The following is a 14,701-nucleotide window of genomic DNA, read 5'->3' on the forward strand; positions in this document are numbered from 1 at the left end:
CCGCCCCACCCCCGCCGGCGCCCCCCCCCCCCCCCCCCCCCCCCCCCCCCCCGCCCCCCCCGCCCCGCCCCCCCCCCCCCGGGGGGCGGGGGGGGCGCCCCCCCCCCCCGCCCCCCCCCCCCCCCCGCCATGCCGCATGCGGTTGGGTGGCCGTCCCGTGGACCACGGACACGGAAGCTCCCCGGGGTTCGGCCGGTGAGGTGGTGTCGTTGGCACCCGCGGCAGTTGGGCGCCGACCGGCCACTGGCCGACAGCCGGTCGGCGGAACCACTGGCTGCGCCTGAGGAGGCCGGGGAGCGGGCCTCTCCCGTTGCTTGGATACTGGGACATGATCTGCTGGTATCCGCTTCCGGCGGCCTGGTTGCCCAGTTCGGGTAACCAGGCCACGGTGCAGGAAGTCCCGGCCACTCGGCGGCCGGCTGAGGCCCCCGTCAGCGCGGCTGGCGTACGAGCCGCACCTTGTCGACGCCGAGCAGCCCTGCGAGCGGCACCTTCGCGGTGGTCTGCCGCGGGTCGACCCTCGCCCCGTCGGCGCGCAGGATGTCGAGGAGCATCCCGGCAAGCGGCATCACCATGTGACGCCCCCAGCAGCGTTCGGAGGCGTGGCCGAAGGGTAGGTAGCCGGGGTGGTCGTCGGGGTCGAGGTCGGCCCAGCGTCCGGCGCGGAAGTCGTCGGGGTCGTCCCAGAGTCCGGGGTCGCGGTGGCTGAGCAGCGGCAGGATCAGGATGTCGTCGGCCGTGCCGATGCGGTCGTCGAGGGCGCAATACTCGGGGGACGCGTTGCGCAGGAGGTTCCAGGAGGGCGGCAGCAGCCGCATGGCCTCGTACAGGATGTGCTCGTTGGGGGTGTCCTCGTCGAACGGCGCCCCGAGCCAGTACGCGTTGGCGACGAGCGTGGAGATGGTGAAGCAGACCGGGGCGGCGGCGCGCCGGTACAGGCCCATGGCGTAGCGGCGGTCGCCGTAGGTGGCGGCCTTCGCGGTCAGGCCCGCGATGCTGCTGACGGGTGCGTCGTGGTGCCGCCTGCCGGGCAGGGCCGCGCCGGCGGCGATGACTGTCCAGGTGAGCTTGGGAGTCAGCTCCAGGGTGCGGTCCATGAGGATGCGCAGCCGGTAAGGGTCGGCGCCGAGGATCAGGTCGCGCAGGTACACGTGGCCGACGTGGGGCCACTCTCCCGAGAGGTCGACGTCGCCCGGCACGGGCTTCTTGAGGGCCGCCCGTACGTCGCGGCCGATGGCCTGCATGATGGTGGACGCTTCGGTGCGCGGGATGGAACGCCCCTGCAGAGGCTTGAAGGTGGGGCGTTCGCGGTCGGTGGCCAGACGCGCGGCGAGGATCTGGTCGGTCAGGGCCGGCCCGGCGACGCCGACGGTGTCGTCGTCCAGGCGGAACAGGTCCTGGCCGCAGTGGTCGCGCAGCAGGGCGTCGAGGCGCGGCGTGAAGACGGTCGTCCGCGCGAGCCGGTCGGTACCGGATATGGACATCGGGGATCTCCCAGAGCGGGAGGCCCGTGCCCGGCGGGCCCGTGGGGCACACCGGACGCGGGCCTCGACGGCGCGTTGCGTCCTTGAGGGCCGGGCATCCGCGCGGGATGCGCGCGGTGCCTGGCCGGCCGTTCTAGTACCAGATGTACCAGGCGTAGGACTTGAGGCTCTTTTCGCCGGTGATCTTCTTCTTGAGGGAACGGACCGCCTTCATGGGGATACCTCCGTCATTTCCGTGGAGTCCGCGCCGGACCATATGTCGGTCCGGGCCGGACGGGGACCTGCGGAGCGTCTCTGTGTCCAATCAATACCTGATAAACGCGCAGGTGATATGCCATGCCGGGTATATCCGGAGTCGGTCGGAGCTGATGCGCGACAGCGTGCGTCAGCGGAACGTCAGCGGAACGTCAGCGCGTGGGGCGCGGCTGGTCCCGGGGCGCCTCGGCCCACTCTGGAAGAGGGCGCCGAGCAGCTGTCCGTTCCGCTCGCGGCCGATCAGCCGTTGCGGGCGCCGCTGCCGCAGGAGCCCTTCGAGACGGGCCGGCTCTTCTCTCTGCGGATCGACCGCTACAGCCAGATCGGTGTCGGCGCCAAGTGGAGGCCACCGAGGCCGCGATGGCTGCCCACCGGGTCAAGTACGTCCTGGCGACGAAGCTGGTGTACGAGCTGGCCGAAGCTGCCGACGCGAAGCAGCTGAGCAAGGCGATCGCCCGCAGTGGGTGGGTCGACCTGCTCTGCCTCGACGAGCTCGGCTTGCCCGGGAGCCACCTCGATCAGACACAGGTCACATCGGCGCGGGCCGCGGGCCGTGGGCTGCTTGGCCAGGGTTGTTTTCGGGGACAGAGAGGAGACGAGCTGTTGGGGGTCTTTCGCGGCGGTGAAGCCTGCTTCATTCATGCAGGCGCGCCAGCGTGACGTCGCGGTGCGAAACGCGGGGTCCTTGGCCAGTGCGTGCAGGGAGTCGCGTTCGCCTTCATCGAGCCGCAGCCGTAGGGCGAGCTGGCATCGCGACCCCCTTCGCCCAGGAGGCGCTTCTCGGCGTCGGCAACGCAGCCGGTGGCGGGCCGATTCACGCTGATCTCCAGGTGGCTCGCGGAGATCCTGCGCCGGGGATCTCCGTAGAGTGCCTGGCCGAAGCTTTTGCTGTGTGGTCGCTCCGAGGGCTGCGCAGCCTGGGAGTTGGGCGGTTGCGGCGGTGTGAGGGTCTCGAGGCCGAAATAGGCCGCGTCTGAAGCGGCATCTTCCGGAGCTGTGGCTGTAGGGGGAGAGGCCTCGTAGCGGAAGCCGCGCTGTGCCATACAGCGGCCTATCAGAAGCTGTTTGGCGTGGTGCACGGGGCGGGAGACGGTGGCTGGGTGCCGCTGGAGCTCCCGCTGTTCGATGGCGACGAGGCCGACGGTGAGGAGACCGGGGAAGGTACCGACGCGGAGGAGCCGGCGGACGAGCTGTCCTTGGCCGAGACGTCGTCGTTCTGGCAGGCGCAAAGCGACAGGCCCGCGGCGAGGTCAGTGCGGCCGAGGTCAGCTGCTCAAAGCGCATCGTCTTGTGCTCTCCGCGCAGGCGGAGGTGGACCGCAAGTCCGCGGCCGCAGCTCAAAGCCGTCCTCGCCGGCTGCCCCGAACTGGCTGCCCTCACGGGGCATGTCCGCGCGTTCGGGAAGATTCTCACCCGCCTCCAGGGCGACCAGCTCCCGCAATGGATCAAGGCGGTCCGCGCCGACGACCTGCCCAGCCTCCACACCTTGTCAACGGCCTCGAACGCGATCTCGTAGCTGTCACCGCCGGCCTCACACTGCCGTGGAGCTCCGGCGTCGTCGAAGGCCACGTCAACCGGATCACAATGATCAAGCGTCAGAGGTACGACCGAGCCGGCTTCGACCTCTTGCGGAAATGAGTCCTGCTGGCGTCCTGACGGGCCCGTCAGGAGCTCGGCTGGAGTCGCTCCGCAGCCTGAGCAGGGGTGTCGTAGTAGCCAGGCCGTGCCAGCAGGACCGAGCTGAAGTGGTAGCCCTGCTCTTCCTCGGGCTCATCGTCGGCCGCGAACGGACGCCAGAAGCTCAGCAGCAAGTCCGGGGCAATGAATGACGCATCGTCGTCAGGATCTTCCTCAATCGAGGTGAACTCGCCCATGCGCTGGACAACCTCGCGGGCCGGAAGCGCGAACACGTCCACACCCTGAAACAACACTCGGTCCGTCTGGGACGACGGCCTTCCCCACTCGATGGCTTCAAGCATGTCTCGCATGCAGTGGATGCTGATCATCAGTCCGCTGGGACGGAAGACCTGCTGCCCCGGCCGATCAGACTCCGAGACCGCAGAGAGGTCGCGGAGCGAGTCCAGTGCCGTGCTGGCCGCGTGCCGAGTCATACCGATCCGCAACGGGCCAACGCCGGCCGGTGGGGCGAGGTCGAAGTCCATGTGGGCATGATCCCAAACAGGTCTGTCAACGAGTCGCGAAGGGCCATCCAGTCCCGGCAGGTTACAGAGCCTGAGAGCTCCACAGAAGTTGGACCAGAACCGGTTCTCGTTAACAAAGCCAGTCCCGTATTCGCAGGTTCCGCCAGCAGAGGCGAGGTGCACCGTGCGGGCGGGGCCCTACAGGCCCTACAGGAGGGCACCGCCGGATACCTCGAGGCGCTGGGCGGTGACCCATCGCAGGTCCTCGGAGGCGAGCGCGGCGATCGCGTCGCCGATCTCCTGTGGTTCACCGACGCGGCCGAGCGCGGTCTGCGCGCCCAGGCCCTCGCGCACCTGTGCGTCGTCGCGCATGGCACCGCCGTTGAAGTCGGTGGCGGTCGGCCCCGGGGCGATGGCGTTCACGCGGATCTTGCGCGCCCCCAACTCGATGGCCAGGGTCCGGCTGAGGACGTCGACCGCCGCCTTGGACGCCGAGTAGACCGAGGTGCCGGCGCTGGTGTGGCGGCTGAGAGAGGAGGAGACGTTGATGATCCGCCCTCCGTCGGCCAGCAGGGGCGCAAGTGCCTGGATGAGGAAGAACGTCCCGCGCACGTTGGTGTCCATCACCGCGTCGAAGTCGTCGACCGTGACAGCTTCCAACGGTCCGAACAGCCCGATCCCGGCATTGTTGATCAGGACATCCAGCCGTGTGGCGCCCCAGTGCCCGAGTTGCGCGGCCAGGCGGGAGGCGAAGGCGGGAAAGGAGCCCACATCGCTGATGTCCAGCCGCAGTGCGGCGGCCTCGACACCCGCTTCCTGGACGCTTCTGACCGTCTCCTCGGCCTGCTGTGCGTCGCCGCGGTAGGTGACGATGACGCGCAGCCCGTGCCGGGCCAGCGCCTGAGCCGTGGCCCGGCCCAGCCCGCGATTGCCGCCGGTCACCATTGCGATCTTGCCTGACTCCATGAGTGCTTCTCCCCGCAGGAACGGTTGGCGCCGACGGGGGACCGCCCCGTCGGTCAGAGGCGAGTCGTGTGACTCGCCTCCTCGGTCACGAAACCATCCATGGAGTGGCGAGTCAAGTGACTCGCCTCGCCATGAGTCATACTGGCGCCATGACCGCAGGACTCTCCGAGCACCACCAGCAACTCGCCCGGCGCAAGCGGGAGGCGATCACCGCAGCGGCCACCAGGCTGTTCCTGGAACGGGGCTATGACGGCACCTCGCTGGCGAAGATCGCGCAGGAAGCAGCCGTCTCGAAGTCCACGCTGTTCAAGCAATTCCCCACCAAGGCCGCGCTCTTCGAGGCCATCGTCACCGAGTACTGGAAGGGCGGCCCGGACCCGGCGGCCCCCGCGACGCAGCCCGGTGACCTGCGTACCGGCCTGAGCGCGATCGGCTTCCAGTACGCCGACCTGATCGGCAGGCCCGCGATGGCGGCCCTCTTCCGTATCGTCATCGCCGAACTGCCGCGGTTCCCGGAACTGGGACGGGCTCAGTTCGAACTGGGCAAGCTTCCCTACTTCGTCTCCGTCCAGCACTACTTGGAGGCCCAGCACGCCGCGGGCACCGCGGTGGTACCGGACGCGGAGAGCGCCACCAACCAGTTCCTCGGCATGATCGCCAACTACGTCCTGTGGCCGCGCATGCTGCTCGCCGACTGGAGCCCCGCGCCGGCCGACGTCGGCCACGCCGTCGACGAGGCGGTCACGACGATGCTCGCCCGCTACGGACGCGGCGCCGACCAACCGCAGCACTCCTGAAAGCTCCGGCGCCGCTGAATGGGCGCGGCCGACACTCGCCCGGGTTTTGAATGTCAGGACGTGGAGGCGGGCTTTGGCTCGCCGGGGTTGACCACCACGGTGCCGTCGCCCTCCAGCTTCAGCTGCGGGCTCCAGGCGACGACGGCATCAGTGTCCACGTAGACGGGCGCCTGCGCGGTGACCGGCAGGACCAGCGGTACCCCGGTGCTGGTCAGCGCGAGGCGCCCGGTACCGAAGAAGGTGCAGTTGAACAGACCTCCGCCCGCCATGCCCGCGGCCTTGACGGTGAACCCATGGCTGTCGTCCACGTCGACGAGGAGACAGTGCGCGGCGTCGGACGCGAACCGCGCCTCGCCCTCGCCGCTCACCGTCATCAGGGTCAGCCCCTCACGGTCACGGCGCGTGCAGGAAGTTGCCGACGCCCTGCTGCGGCAAAGTCGTCCACCCAGTGAGGACAGATCTTGTTCATGATGTGGTGTTCGAGATGCCGGTGGGGAGATTGTGGAACGTTTTCGGGCCGATCGCGCCGCGCCTTGTCCGTGTCACCTCGCTCGGTGCGTCATCTGAGTCATCCTGGAAGCCGTGCTCTACGGGGGAGGTCATGCCGGTTGGGACCTGAAGAGGGCGCGCCCCTGGAGGGCCCACAGCTGACGCGGTCACCAGTGCAGGCCGGAGAGCATGTGCTTGGATACCCAAGGGCGATCCCGGCCCCGCGGCACGAGGGAGCAAGGACCCGCTAGGTTCACCCCGACGATGTGACTTTTTGTGACTGATGAGAGGGTCGGGCGGGTGAGTGAGACACCGAAGGACACCCTGCAATACCGCTTTGACGGGCCAGAGGACGCCCCCGTCCTGATCCTGGGTGCCTCGCTGGGGACGACCTGGCACATGTGGGACCGGCAGATACCCGACCTGATCCGGCACTGGCGGGTGTTCCGCTTCGACATGCCCGGCCACGGCGGCGCCCCCGCGCACCCCTGCGGCTCGGTCGGCGAGCTCGTGGACCGGCTGCTCGCGACCCTCGACGAGGCCGGCGTCCAGCGCTTCGGGTACGCGGGCTGCGCCTTCGGCGGCGCCATAGGGGCCGAGCTCGCGCTGCGCCACCCGCAGCGCGTCGCCTCACTCGCGCTGATCGCCGCGTCGCCGCGGTTCGGCACCGCCGACGAATTCCGTCAGCGGGGCGTGATCGTGCGCAGCAACGGCCTCGACCCCATCGCGCGCTCCGCCCCCGAGCGCTGGTTCACGCCCGGCTTCGCCGCGGCCCAGCCCGCCATCACCGACTGGGCCGTGCAGATGGTGCGCACCACCGACCCGGGGTGCTACATCGCCGCCTGCGAGGCGCTCGCCGCCTTCGACGTCCGCGCCGAGCTGGGCAGGATCGGCGTGCCGACCCTGGTGCTCGTCGGCTCCGAGGACCAGGTCACCGGGCAGGGCGAGGCCCGCACGCTCGTCGCGGGCATCCCCGACGCCCGGCTCGCCGTCGTGCCCGGCGCCTCGCACCTCGCACCGGTCGAGCAGCCCGCCGCGGTCACCGACCTCCTCGTACGCCACTTCTCCACCGCTTGGCAGAACGCGACGGACACCATGGCTGGCCAGTCGGCGCTCGGCGCGGTCCCGGTCAAGCCCGTCCTCGCCCCGCCCGCCCTGTCGCCGCTCGCCGAGATAGCTCCCATGGAGCAGCCCCCGGCCGTGCCGGGCACCGCGGGGGCCGACCTGTACGAGGCGGGCATGAAGGTCCGCCGCGAGGTCCTCGGCGACGCGCACGTCGACCGGGTGCTCGCCTCCGCCGACGACTTCTCCGGCGACTTCCAGGAGCTCGTCACCCGCTACGCCTGGGGCGAGGTCTGGAACCGGCCGGGTCTGGACCGCCGCTCCCGCAGCTGCGTCACGCTCACCGCGCTGGTGGCGGGCGGCCACCTCGACGAGCTGGCCTTCCACACCAGGGCCGCGCTGCGCAACGGCCTCACCCCTGCAGAGATCAAGGAGGTCCTGCTCCAGGCCGCCGTCTACTGCGGCGTGCCCGCGGCGAACTCCGCCTTCAAGATCGCCCAGGCCGTGATCCGTGAGGAAACCACGCCGCAGGAGTAGCAGGATGGGAGACATGACCACTTCTCCCGACACCCAGGCCGGGCCCGCCCGGAACATCACCTTCACGAAGAAGTCCCACGCGTGCGTGCGCCTCGAAAAGGACGGGCGCACGCTCGTCGTCGACCCGGGCGGCTTCAGCGAGGAGGACGCCGCGCTCGGCGCCGACGCGATCCTCGTCACCCACGAACACCCGGACCACTTCAACGAGGACCGGCTGCGGGCCGCCCTGGAGGCCCGTCCCGGAGCCGAGATCTGGACCCTCAGGTCCGTCGCGGAGCAGATCTCGGCGGCCTTCCCCGGGCGCGTGCACACCGTCGGGCACGGCGACACCTTCACGGCCGCCGGCTTCGACGTCCAGGTGCACGGCGAGCTGCACGCCGTCATCCACCCGGACATCCCGCGGATCACCAACGTCGGCTACCTGGTGGACGGCTCGGTCTTCCACCCCGGCGACGCGCTGACCGTCCCCGACCAGCCCGTCGACACGCTGATGCTGCCCGTCATGGCGCCCTGGAACAAGATCTCCGAAGTGATCGAGTACGTCCGCGAGGTGCGGCCGCGGCGCGCCTACGACATCCATGACGCGCTCCTGACCGACCTCGCCCGGCCCGTCTACGACAGCCAGATCGGCTCCCTGGGCGGGGCGGAACACCTGCGCCTGACGCCGGGGGAGTCGGCCGGCCTGTGACTGTCGGTGCCGCCCGGTAGGTTGTGGGGCATGCGCATTGCGACCTGGAACGTGAACTCGATCACCGCCCGTCTGCCGAGGCTGCTGGCCTGGCTGGAGAGCACCGGCACGGACGTGCTGTGCATCCAGGAGACCAAGACGACGGCCGAGCAGTTCCCCGCCGCCGAGCTCCGCGAGCTGGGATACGAGTCGGTGGTGAACGCGACAGGTCGGTGGAACGGCGTCGCGCTGGTCTCCAAGGCCGGCCTCGACGACGTCGTGACGGGCCTGCCGGGCGGCCCCGGGTACGACGGCGTGGACGAGCCCCGCGCCATCTCCGCGACCTGCGGCCCGGTCCGCGTCTGGTCGGTGTACGTGCCGAACGGCCGCGAGGTGGACCACGCCCACTACGCCTACAAGCTCCAGTGGTTCGAGGCCCTGAAGGCGGCCGTCGCCGAGGACGCCGCGGGCCCCCGGCCCTTCGCCGTCCTCGGCGACTTCAACGTCGCGCCGACCGACGACGACGTCTGGGACCCCGCGCTCTTCGAGGGCGCCACGCACGTCACCCCCGCCGAGCGCGCGGCCCTCGCGGCCCTGCGCGAGACGGGCCTGACGGACGTCGTCCCGCGCCCCCTCAAGTACGACCACCCGTTCACGTACTGGGACTACCGCCAGCTCGGCTTCCCGAAGAACCGGGGCATGCGCATCGACCTCGTGTACGGGAACGAGCCCTTCGCCAAGGCCGTCTCCGACGCGTACGTGGACCGTGAGGAGCGCAAGGGCAAGGGCGCGTCGGACCATGCGCCCGTCGTGGTGGACCTGGACGTCTGAGGCACGCCGGGGCGGGCGGGCCCACCGCCCGCCTCAGGGCACCAGCTCGCGCAGGTCCACCGAGCCCGCGAGCGCCGCGAGCCCCGCGTCGCCCGGGTGCAGGTGGTCCCCGCTGTCGTAGGCGGGCAGGAGCCGCGCCGGGTGCGCGGGGTCCCGCAGCACCGCGTCGAAGTCGAGGACGGCGTCGAAGTCCCCGCCCGTGCGCAGATACGCGTTCACGGCCTGCCGCTGCTGGTCGGCCGCCGCCGTGCAGAGCGCCTCGCCCTCGCACGGCGCGATCGTCGCCGCCACGGCCCGCAGCCCGCGCGCGTGCGAGCGGTCCGCGATCTCCCGCAGCCCCGCGATCACCTCGCCCGCCGACGCCCCCCAGCGCACGTCGTTGATCCCCTCGAAGACGACGACGGTACGCGCCGACGTCTGGGCGAGGACGTCCCGGTCGAGGCGGTGCAGGGCGCTCACCCCGCCCGTGTCGGTGGAGACGCCGTCGCCGGGATAACGGTCGGCGACCACGCGGTTCGCGGAGATGCCTTGATTGAGCACGCCGAAGCGCGGTACGTCGGACTGGTTCAGGAGCCGGTTCGCGAGGACGTCGGGCCAGCGGTGGTTCGCGTCCTGCGTGGACCGCACGCCGTCGGTGATCGAGTCGCCGAGCAGCACCACCGACCCCGGCCCGCCGCTCACGTCGACGCCGGTCAGCAGCGGCCACGTGGTGATCGACGAGGTGTACGCCGCCGGGGAGGCGTCCGCCGTGTGGTCGCCGGGGCCGCTGACGTACGAGCGCTGGATGGCCTGGCTGTGCACGGGCGCCGTCGTCACCGGGCCGGGCAGGTGGAAGCTCACCAGGAGGTTCGCTTCGGCGGGCACGGCGAAGCCGAGCGGATCGCTGAAGGCCTGGGCGCCCGCCGGGATCTCGGTGCCCGCGGAGCCCCCGAACGACAGCCGCCGCGGCGTGCCGCGCGCCTCCGCCCCGGCCTCCTGCACCGCCACCGTCGCCCCGCCGATCCGCACGGGCGCCGCCGCGAAGGTGTTGTCCAGGCGGATCCGCACCCGTGGCCCGCCCCTGCTGGTGTGCACGACCAGCCGCACGGACCGGTCGGCCCAGGGCCCCACCGCCGTGTACCCGGCGGTCGACGCGGACCAGGTGCCCGTCCAGCCCGGTGACCCGGCCCGCACCGACAGGGCGAACACATGCAGATCCGGGGCGCCCGGGTCGCGCGGCAGGGTCACCGAGGCGACCTCGCGGCCCCGGGCCAGCGGCACCGTCACCGTGTACAGCCGCGCCTGCTCGGCGAGTTGGCCGCCCGGCGTGTTGATGTGCGGCAGCGCCACCGACTTCGTGGCGAGCGGCCCCGAGCGCCAGTCGGGCGCGGTCAGCCGGTAGGTGCCGCGCGAACCGTCGCGGTAGCGGACCGTGCCCGTACCGCTCGCCTCGCCGCCGGTGCCCGCGACCAGGAAGGCCAGGGCGTTCCCGCGGCCGTGCACCCGCACCGACTGGCCGTCGGCCCGCACGTTGTCCGGCGCGCCCGGCTTGCCGCGCGGCCATGTGAGGCGCGCCCCGTCCACGGCCAGGGTCCGCCCGGGCGTCCAGCCCGCGGCCGCCAGGTCCCGGGCGGACAGCGAGCCACCCGAACCGTCGAAGTCCGCGGCGCCGGGACGGGCGTCGTCGCTGACCGCGCGGTTGTCGAAGTGCCGGACCAGGGGGAGCGGCACCGGCGCGTGCGGCGCGGCCCGCGCCGATGCCACCGGCACGACACCCGTGAACAGGGCGAGCACGACGGCCGCCCCCCAACTGCGTCGGCGCACGACGGACCTCCCGTGGATGACGGCCCGTCGACGGAGCCGCGGGCGACGTGTGACGAGTGATGACGGATGACGGATGACGGATGACGGATGCGCCATGAAGCTAAGGAGGCGGCGGAGGCGAGTCAATGAGGGACGCGTGAACACGGCGCGAACTCGCCGGGCACATCACCGGGCCGGCGCCCCGACGGTCCGTCAGCGGTCCGCCGACACCAGCCCCTTCTCGTACGCGAGGATGACCAGCTGCACCCGGTCCCGGGCGCCGAGCTTGGCGAGCAGCCGGGTCAGATAGGTCTTCGCGGTGGCGACGCTGAGGCAGAGCTCCTCGGCTATCTCGGTGTTCGACAGGCCGCGGCCCACCAGGGTCAGCACCTCGCGCTCGCGCTCCGTGATGCCCTCGATCGGCGTCCCGCGCGACGGCGCGGCGGCCGGGCGGCCGGCGAACTCCTTGATCAGCCGCCGGGTGACGCTCGGCGCGATCAGGCCGTCGCCGGTCGCGACGACCCGCACCGCGGCCAGGATGTCGTCCAGCGCCATGTCCTTGACGAGAAAGCCGGCGGCACCGGCGCGCAGCGCCCCGTACACGTAATCGTCGTCGTCGAACGTGGTCAGGACGACCACGTGCGCGGGCGTCGGCCCCGAGGTGATCCGCCGGGTGGCCTCGATGCCGTCCATGCCGGGCATCCGGATGTCCATCACCACGACGTCCGGGCGCAGTTCGGCGCAGCGCGCGACCGCCTCGTCGCCCGTGGACGCCTCGCCCGCGACCTCGATGTCCGGTGCCTCGGTGATGACCATGCTCAGGGCGGTACGGACCAGGGGCTGGTCGTCGACGAGCAGCACGCGGATCGTCATCGGGCACCCGCCGTCACCGGGACCGGCAGCCGGGCGGCGACCAGGAAGCCGCCCCCGGGGCGGGGCGCGGCACTGAACTCGCCGTGCAGCAGGGCGACTCGCTCGCGCATGCCGACCAGGCCGTACCCGGTGCCGGGGCCCTTGCCCGTACGGGGTGCCGTGCCGTGGGCGGATGCCCCGCCGGCCGGGCCGGTGTCCTCGATCTCGATCACGATCTCCTCTTCGCGGTAGTCCACGGACACCCGGCAGGTCGGGGCGCCCGCGTGCCGCACCACGTTGGTGACGGACTCCTGGACGATGCGGAACGCGGACAGGTCGATGTCCGGGGGCAGCGGCCGTCGTTCGCCGCGCCACACCACGTCCACCCGCACCCCGGCGGCCGTCGTCGCGGCGGCGAGCCGGTCCACGTCCGCGAGGCCCTCGGCCGGACCCGTCGGCGCCTTCTCCCGGCCGCCGTCCCCGTCCCCGCCCGCCCCGCCCGCCTCGCTCGCGCGCAGCGCGCCCAGCATGCGGCGCAGCCCGGCCAGCGTCTCGCGGCCCGCCCGCTCCACCGCGATCATCGCCTCGCGCGCCCCGGCGGGCTGGGTCTCCACGACCCGGGCCGCGGCGCCCGCCTGCAGCGCGATGATGCCGATGCTGTGCGCCACCGTGTCGTGCATCTCCCGGGCGATGCGCAGCCGTTCGGCGGTGACGGCCTGCGCCGCGGCCTGCGCGCCGAGCCGCTCGGCGTACGCGCGGGCCTGCCGCACCGAGTTGCCGGCCAGCCAGGCGACGGCGGCCGCCAGGGCCACGGTCTGCCAGTCCGACCAGCTGGAGGTGACGGTGTGGTCGAGCCGGAGCGGGAGCCCGAGCGCGAGCCGCAGCAGGGCGTAACCGGGCAGCACGCACAGGGCGAGGACGACGGCGGTGGTGCGGGCCGGGCGCGCCCCGGTCGCCACGACGAACCCCATGGCGATGTCCACCGCCGCGTAGTGCAGGAAGCCGAGGTTCGTCGAGTCTATCGCGAGCGTCGCCGCGTACGACGCGCCGATCAGCAGGCCCAGGGACACCAGCGGACGCCGGGCCAGCAGCCGTACGACGGACAGCGCCGCGCCCAGGGCGACCGCGACGACCAGCCACTCCCAGGGCGCGGGCCCCGGCTGCGTGCTGGTCGGCAGCCAGGAGACGCCGTAGTAGGCACGCGCGCCCGACATCGTGCCCAGGCACCAGGCCGCGGCGGCCCAGGCGCCGGGCGGCGCGTGCCGGAGCCGGGTGACCGGCGGGGTGGTGGACATGCGGTGATCGTAACCAGCGGGACTCGTACAGGGAATCGACCACGGGTGTACGACCAGGGTCGACAGTGTTCGTCAGCAGGCCCGTCAGCAGGTCTACCGGCAGGCTCGTGAGCCGGACCGGCAGCGGCGCGCGCCGGTCCGGCGACCGGCGCGCTCAGTGGTTCGAACCTCAGAGGCTCTTCTCACCGCCGACCCCGACCACCACCGCGTACGCGCCGACCCCGAGCAGCCGGACGCCCGGGATGCGTTCGCCCCGTGAGCTGTGCAGGGTGTCGATGCGGCCGGACTCCGGGTCGAAGGCGACGTCGGCGAGGGTGCCCGCCTCGTCGCCGAGCTCCGTCAACAGGCGCTTGCCGAGCAGGTTCTGGCGGTCGGCGGAGTCCGCGGAGGCGAACCGGGCGACCCCGGTCGTGCCGACGACGACCGCGTCGGGTCCCACCGCGTGCACGTCCGTCCAGGCGACCACGTCACCGCCGTCCTTCACGCCGTCCAGCCTGAGGGCGGTGATCAGGGCACCGTCGGGCTCGACGACGAGCCCGGCGACGGTGCCGACCTGCGCGGCGTCCGCGGCGCTGACGACCGGCCGTCCCACGGTCTGGCTGAGCAGCATCATGAGGTCCGCTCCTCACCGACGGCGCCGGTGCCCCGGCCCGGCCCCGGGACCGGGTCGGCGGGCGGACCGCCCGTGGCGCCGAGCCGTTGCCGCCACACCACCGCGGCCAGTTCGCCGAGTTCCTCGACGGCGTGCGCGGTCTCCTGCGCGGGGACGATCAGCGTGTCGCCGGTCATCGCGGCCCGGCTGCCCAGCGGCAGGAACACCTTGCGCTCGTGCCGGCCCAGCGCCTCGGTCGAGGACATCTCCACGCCGACCACCCGCCCCTCGCGGCCCGCCTCGACCACCACGTCGAGCACGGAACCCACCTGCACTCCCTGGTCGGTCAGCACCCGCGCGCCGCGCACCAGACCGCCGGAGGCCTCCTCCCAGGAGGCGACGGCGGACTTGTCCTCCAGCGCGTCGGCCGAGGTGATCATCACGGCGTCCGCGCCCAGGGCGTGCACCGCCGTCCACGGCAGGCTCTTGCGCAGCGGACCGGACAGCAGTCGCCGCCCGGCCAGCGTGAACCCGGCGATGCGGCCGCCCGCCCCGTCGAGCACGACATCCTTGACCTGGCCGACCGCCTCGCCTGCCAGCGTGACCACCGGCCGCTTGGTGAGGTCACCGGCCGCCATCAGGACCGGGAGCGGCGCCGTCATCGCACCTTCCCCCGCCCGGGCCGCCGGCCCCGCCGCACCACGATCACACCGCCGCTGCGCCGCCGGGCCTGGACGCCGGCCACCGCGCCGACCAGCAGACCCAACACGACGACCACGGCCACCAACCACACCCACCACACCATCGTCCACCTCCCGGACCGAACGGGCCCGCAGCACGAGCGGACGGGCCGACCGCTCAGGTCTTGACGGATACCCCGTCGCGGGTCGCAGTCACCTGCCGGGCGGTGCGAACAGCGCGACACAGGCGAGGAGTTGAGGCGGGCGCCGG

The 14,701-nt window shown here is 72.2% G+C and carries 14 protein-coding genes and 1 pseudogene; 5 read left to right on the forward strand and 10 right to left on the reverse strand.

Annotated elements, in window-relative coordinates:
• Positions 1–431 precede the first annotated feature (431 nt).
• Together ACFYXE_RS30575 and ACFYXE_RS30580 are read right to left on the reverse strand one after the other, a co-directional pair.
• Positions 432–1,484, reverse strand: coding sequence for a cytochrome P450 (locus tag ACFYXE_RS30575; RefSeq protein WP_389318106.1), 1,053 nt, complete (start codon positions 1,482–1,484; stop codon positions 432–434).
• 133 nt (positions 1,485–1,617) lie between these two features.
• Positions 1,618–1,740, reverse strand: a complete 123-nt coding sequence (locus ACFYXE_RS30580; protein ID WP_389318108.1) for a tryptorubin family RiPP precursor — start codon at positions 1,738–1,740, stop codon at positions 1,618–1,620.
• A 347-nt stretch (positions 1,741–2,087) separates the two neighbouring features.
• Here ACFYXE_RS30580 and ACFYXE_RS30585 point away from each other — a divergent pair.
• Positions 2,088–2,237, forward strand: a pseudogene (locus tag ACFYXE_RS30585) (AAA family ATPase); the annotation flags it as partial.
• Between the two features lie 1,166 nt (positions 2,238–3,403).
• Here ACFYXE_RS30585 and ACFYXE_RS30590 read toward each other — a convergent pair.
• Both ACFYXE_RS30590 and ACFYXE_RS30595 read right to left on the reverse strand, forming a co-directional pair.
• Positions 3,404–3,901 carry a hypothetical protein gene (locus ACFYXE_RS30590; protein ID WP_389318110.1) on the reverse strand — a complete coding sequence of 166 codons (498 nt, stop codon included), beginning with the start codon at positions 3,899–3,901 and terminating at the stop codon, positions 3,404–3,406.
• Positions 3,902–4,087: 186 nt separating this feature from the next.
• A complete protein-coding gene (locus tag ACFYXE_RS30595; protein ID WP_389318112.1) occupies positions 4,088–4,846 on the reverse strand; it encodes an SDR family NAD(P)-dependent oxidoreductase in 759 nt (252 codons plus the stop codon).
• A gap of 149 nt (positions 4,847–4,995) precedes the next feature.
• Here ACFYXE_RS30595 and ACFYXE_RS30600 point away from each other — a divergent pair, with 149 nt between their 5' ends.
• On the forward strand, positions 4,996–5,643 hold the full coding sequence (locus ACFYXE_RS30600) for a TetR/AcrR family transcriptional regulator (protein WP_389318114.1): 648 nt from the start codon (positions 4,996–4,998) through the stop codon (positions 5,641–5,643).
• 53 nt (positions 5,644–5,696) lie between these two features.
• Here ACFYXE_RS30600 and ACFYXE_RS30605 read toward each other — a convergent pair whose 3' ends face one another.
• Positions 5,697–6,017, reverse strand: a complete 321-nt coding sequence (locus ACFYXE_RS30605) for an AIM24 family protein (RefSeq protein WP_389318116.1) — start codon at positions 6,015–6,017, stop codon at positions 5,697–5,699.
• 415 nt (positions 6,018–6,432) lie between these two features.
• Between ACFYXE_RS30605 and pcaC the strand changes: the two genes are divergently transcribed.
• From pcaC to ACFYXE_RS30620, 3 genes are read left to right on the forward strand one after another with little or no spacing between them, the layout of a single operon-like run.
• Positions 6,433–7,731 carry a 4-carboxymuconolactone decarboxylase gene (gene pcaC / locus ACFYXE_RS30610; protein WP_389318118.1) on the forward strand — a complete coding sequence of 433 codons (1,299 nt, stop codon included), beginning with the start codon at positions 6,433–6,435 and terminating at the stop codon, positions 7,729–7,731.
• A 55-nt stretch (positions 7,732–7,786) separates the two neighbouring features.
• Positions 7,787–8,419 carry an MBL fold metallo-hydrolase gene (locus ACFYXE_RS30615; RefSeq protein ID WP_361168046.1) on the forward strand — a complete coding sequence of 211 codons (633 nt, stop codon included), beginning with the start codon at positions 7,787–7,789 and terminating at the stop codon, positions 8,417–8,419.
• Positions 8,420–8,449: 30 nt separating this feature from the next.
• The gene (locus ACFYXE_RS30620; RefSeq protein WP_361167990.1) at positions 8,450–9,229 is read left to right on the forward strand and encodes an exodeoxyribonuclease III; all 780 of its coding nucleotides are present in this window, start codon (positions 8,450–8,452) and stop codon (positions 9,227–9,229) included.
• Between the two features lie 33 nt (positions 9,230–9,262).
• Here the strand turns inward: ACFYXE_RS30620 and ACFYXE_RS30625 are convergent, their stop codons facing one another.
• The 5 genes from ACFYXE_RS30625 to ACFYXE_RS30645 form a co-directional block, all read right to left on the reverse strand.
• Complete coding sequence (locus tag ACFYXE_RS30625; RefSeq protein WP_389318121.1) at positions 9,263–11,032, reverse strand: SGNH/GDSL hydrolase family protein; 1,770 nt, start codon at positions 11,030–11,032, stop codon at positions 9,263–9,265.
• Between the two features lie 192 nt (positions 11,033–11,224).
• On the reverse strand, positions 11,225–11,884 hold the full coding sequence (locus tag ACFYXE_RS30630; protein WP_389318123.1) for a response regulator: 660 nt from the start codon (positions 11,882–11,884) through the stop codon (positions 11,225–11,227).
• Entirely contained in the window at positions 11,881–13,158 is a 1,278-nt protein-coding gene (locus ACFYXE_RS30635) for a sensor histidine kinase (RefSeq protein ID WP_389318125.1), read from the reverse strand. Before ACFYXE_RS30635 ends, ACFYXE_RS30630 begins: the two co-directional genes overlap by 4 nt.
• A gap of 169 nt (positions 13,159–13,327) precedes the next feature.
• Entirely contained in the window at positions 13,328–13,771 is a 444-nt protein-coding gene (locus ACFYXE_RS30640; protein WP_389318127.1) for a hypothetical protein, read from the reverse strand.
• On the reverse strand, positions 13,768–14,412 hold the full coding sequence (locus tag ACFYXE_RS30645) for a PRC-barrel domain-containing protein (RefSeq protein ID WP_361168004.1): 645 nt from the start codon (positions 14,410–14,412) through the stop codon (positions 13,768–13,770). The genes ACFYXE_RS30640 and ACFYXE_RS30645 overlap by 4 nt, the downstream gene beginning before the upstream one ends.
• Between the last annotated feature and the right edge of the window lie 289 nt (positions 14,413–14,701).

The sequence above is a fragment of the Streptomyces sp. NPDC002564 genome (assembly GCF_042889645.1).
Taxonomy (GTDB): Bacteria; Actinomycetota; Actinomycetes; order Streptomycetales; family Streptomycetaceae; genus Streptomyces.

Excerpts from the sequence above, each read along its gene's own strand:
- ACFYXE_RS30575 (WP_389318106.1), bottom strand. The coding sequence starts at position 1,484 with ATGTCCATATCCGGTACCGACCGGCTCGCGCGGACGACCGTCTTCACG.
- ACFYXE_RS30580 (WP_389318108.1), bottom strand. The coding sequence starts at position 1,740 with ATGGTCCGGCGCGGACTCCACGGAAATGACGGAGGTATCCCCATGAAG.
- ACFYXE_RS30590 (WP_389318110.1), bottom strand. The coding sequence starts at position 3,901 with ATGGACTTCGACCTCGCCCCACCGGCCGGCGTTGGCCCGTTGCGGATC.
- ACFYXE_RS30595 (WP_389318112.1), bottom strand. The coding sequence starts at position 4,846 with ATGGAGTCAGGCAAGATCGCAATGGTGACCGGCGGCAATCGCGGGCTG.
- ACFYXE_RS30600 (WP_389318114.1), top strand. The coding sequence starts at position 4,996 with ATGACCGCAGGACTCTCCGAGCACCACCAGCAACTCGCCCGGCGCAAG.
- ACFYXE_RS30605 (WP_389318116.1), bottom strand. The coding sequence starts at position 6,017 with ATGACGGTGAGCGGCGAGGGCGAGGCGCGGTTCGCGTCCGACGCCGCG.
- ACFYXE_RS30620 (WP_361167990.1), top strand. The coding sequence starts at position 8,450 with ATGCGCATTGCGACCTGGAACGTGAACTCGATCACCGCCCGTCTGCCG.
- ACFYXE_RS30630 (WP_389318123.1), bottom strand. The coding sequence starts at position 11,884 with ATGACGATCCGCGTGCTGCTCGTCGACGACCAGCCCCTGGTCCGTACC.
- ACFYXE_RS30635 (WP_389318125.1), bottom strand. The coding sequence starts at position 13,158 with ATGTCCACCACCCCGCCGGTCACCCGGCTCCGGCACGCGCCGCCCGGC.
- ACFYXE_RS30640 (WP_389318127.1), bottom strand. The coding sequence starts at position 13,771 with ATGATGCTGCTCAGCCAGACCGTGGGACGGCCGGTCGTCAGCGCCGCG.
- ACFYXE_RS30645 (WP_361168004.1), bottom strand. The coding sequence starts at position 14,412 with ATGACGGCGCCGCTCCCGGTCCTGATGGCGGCCGGTGACCTCACCAAG.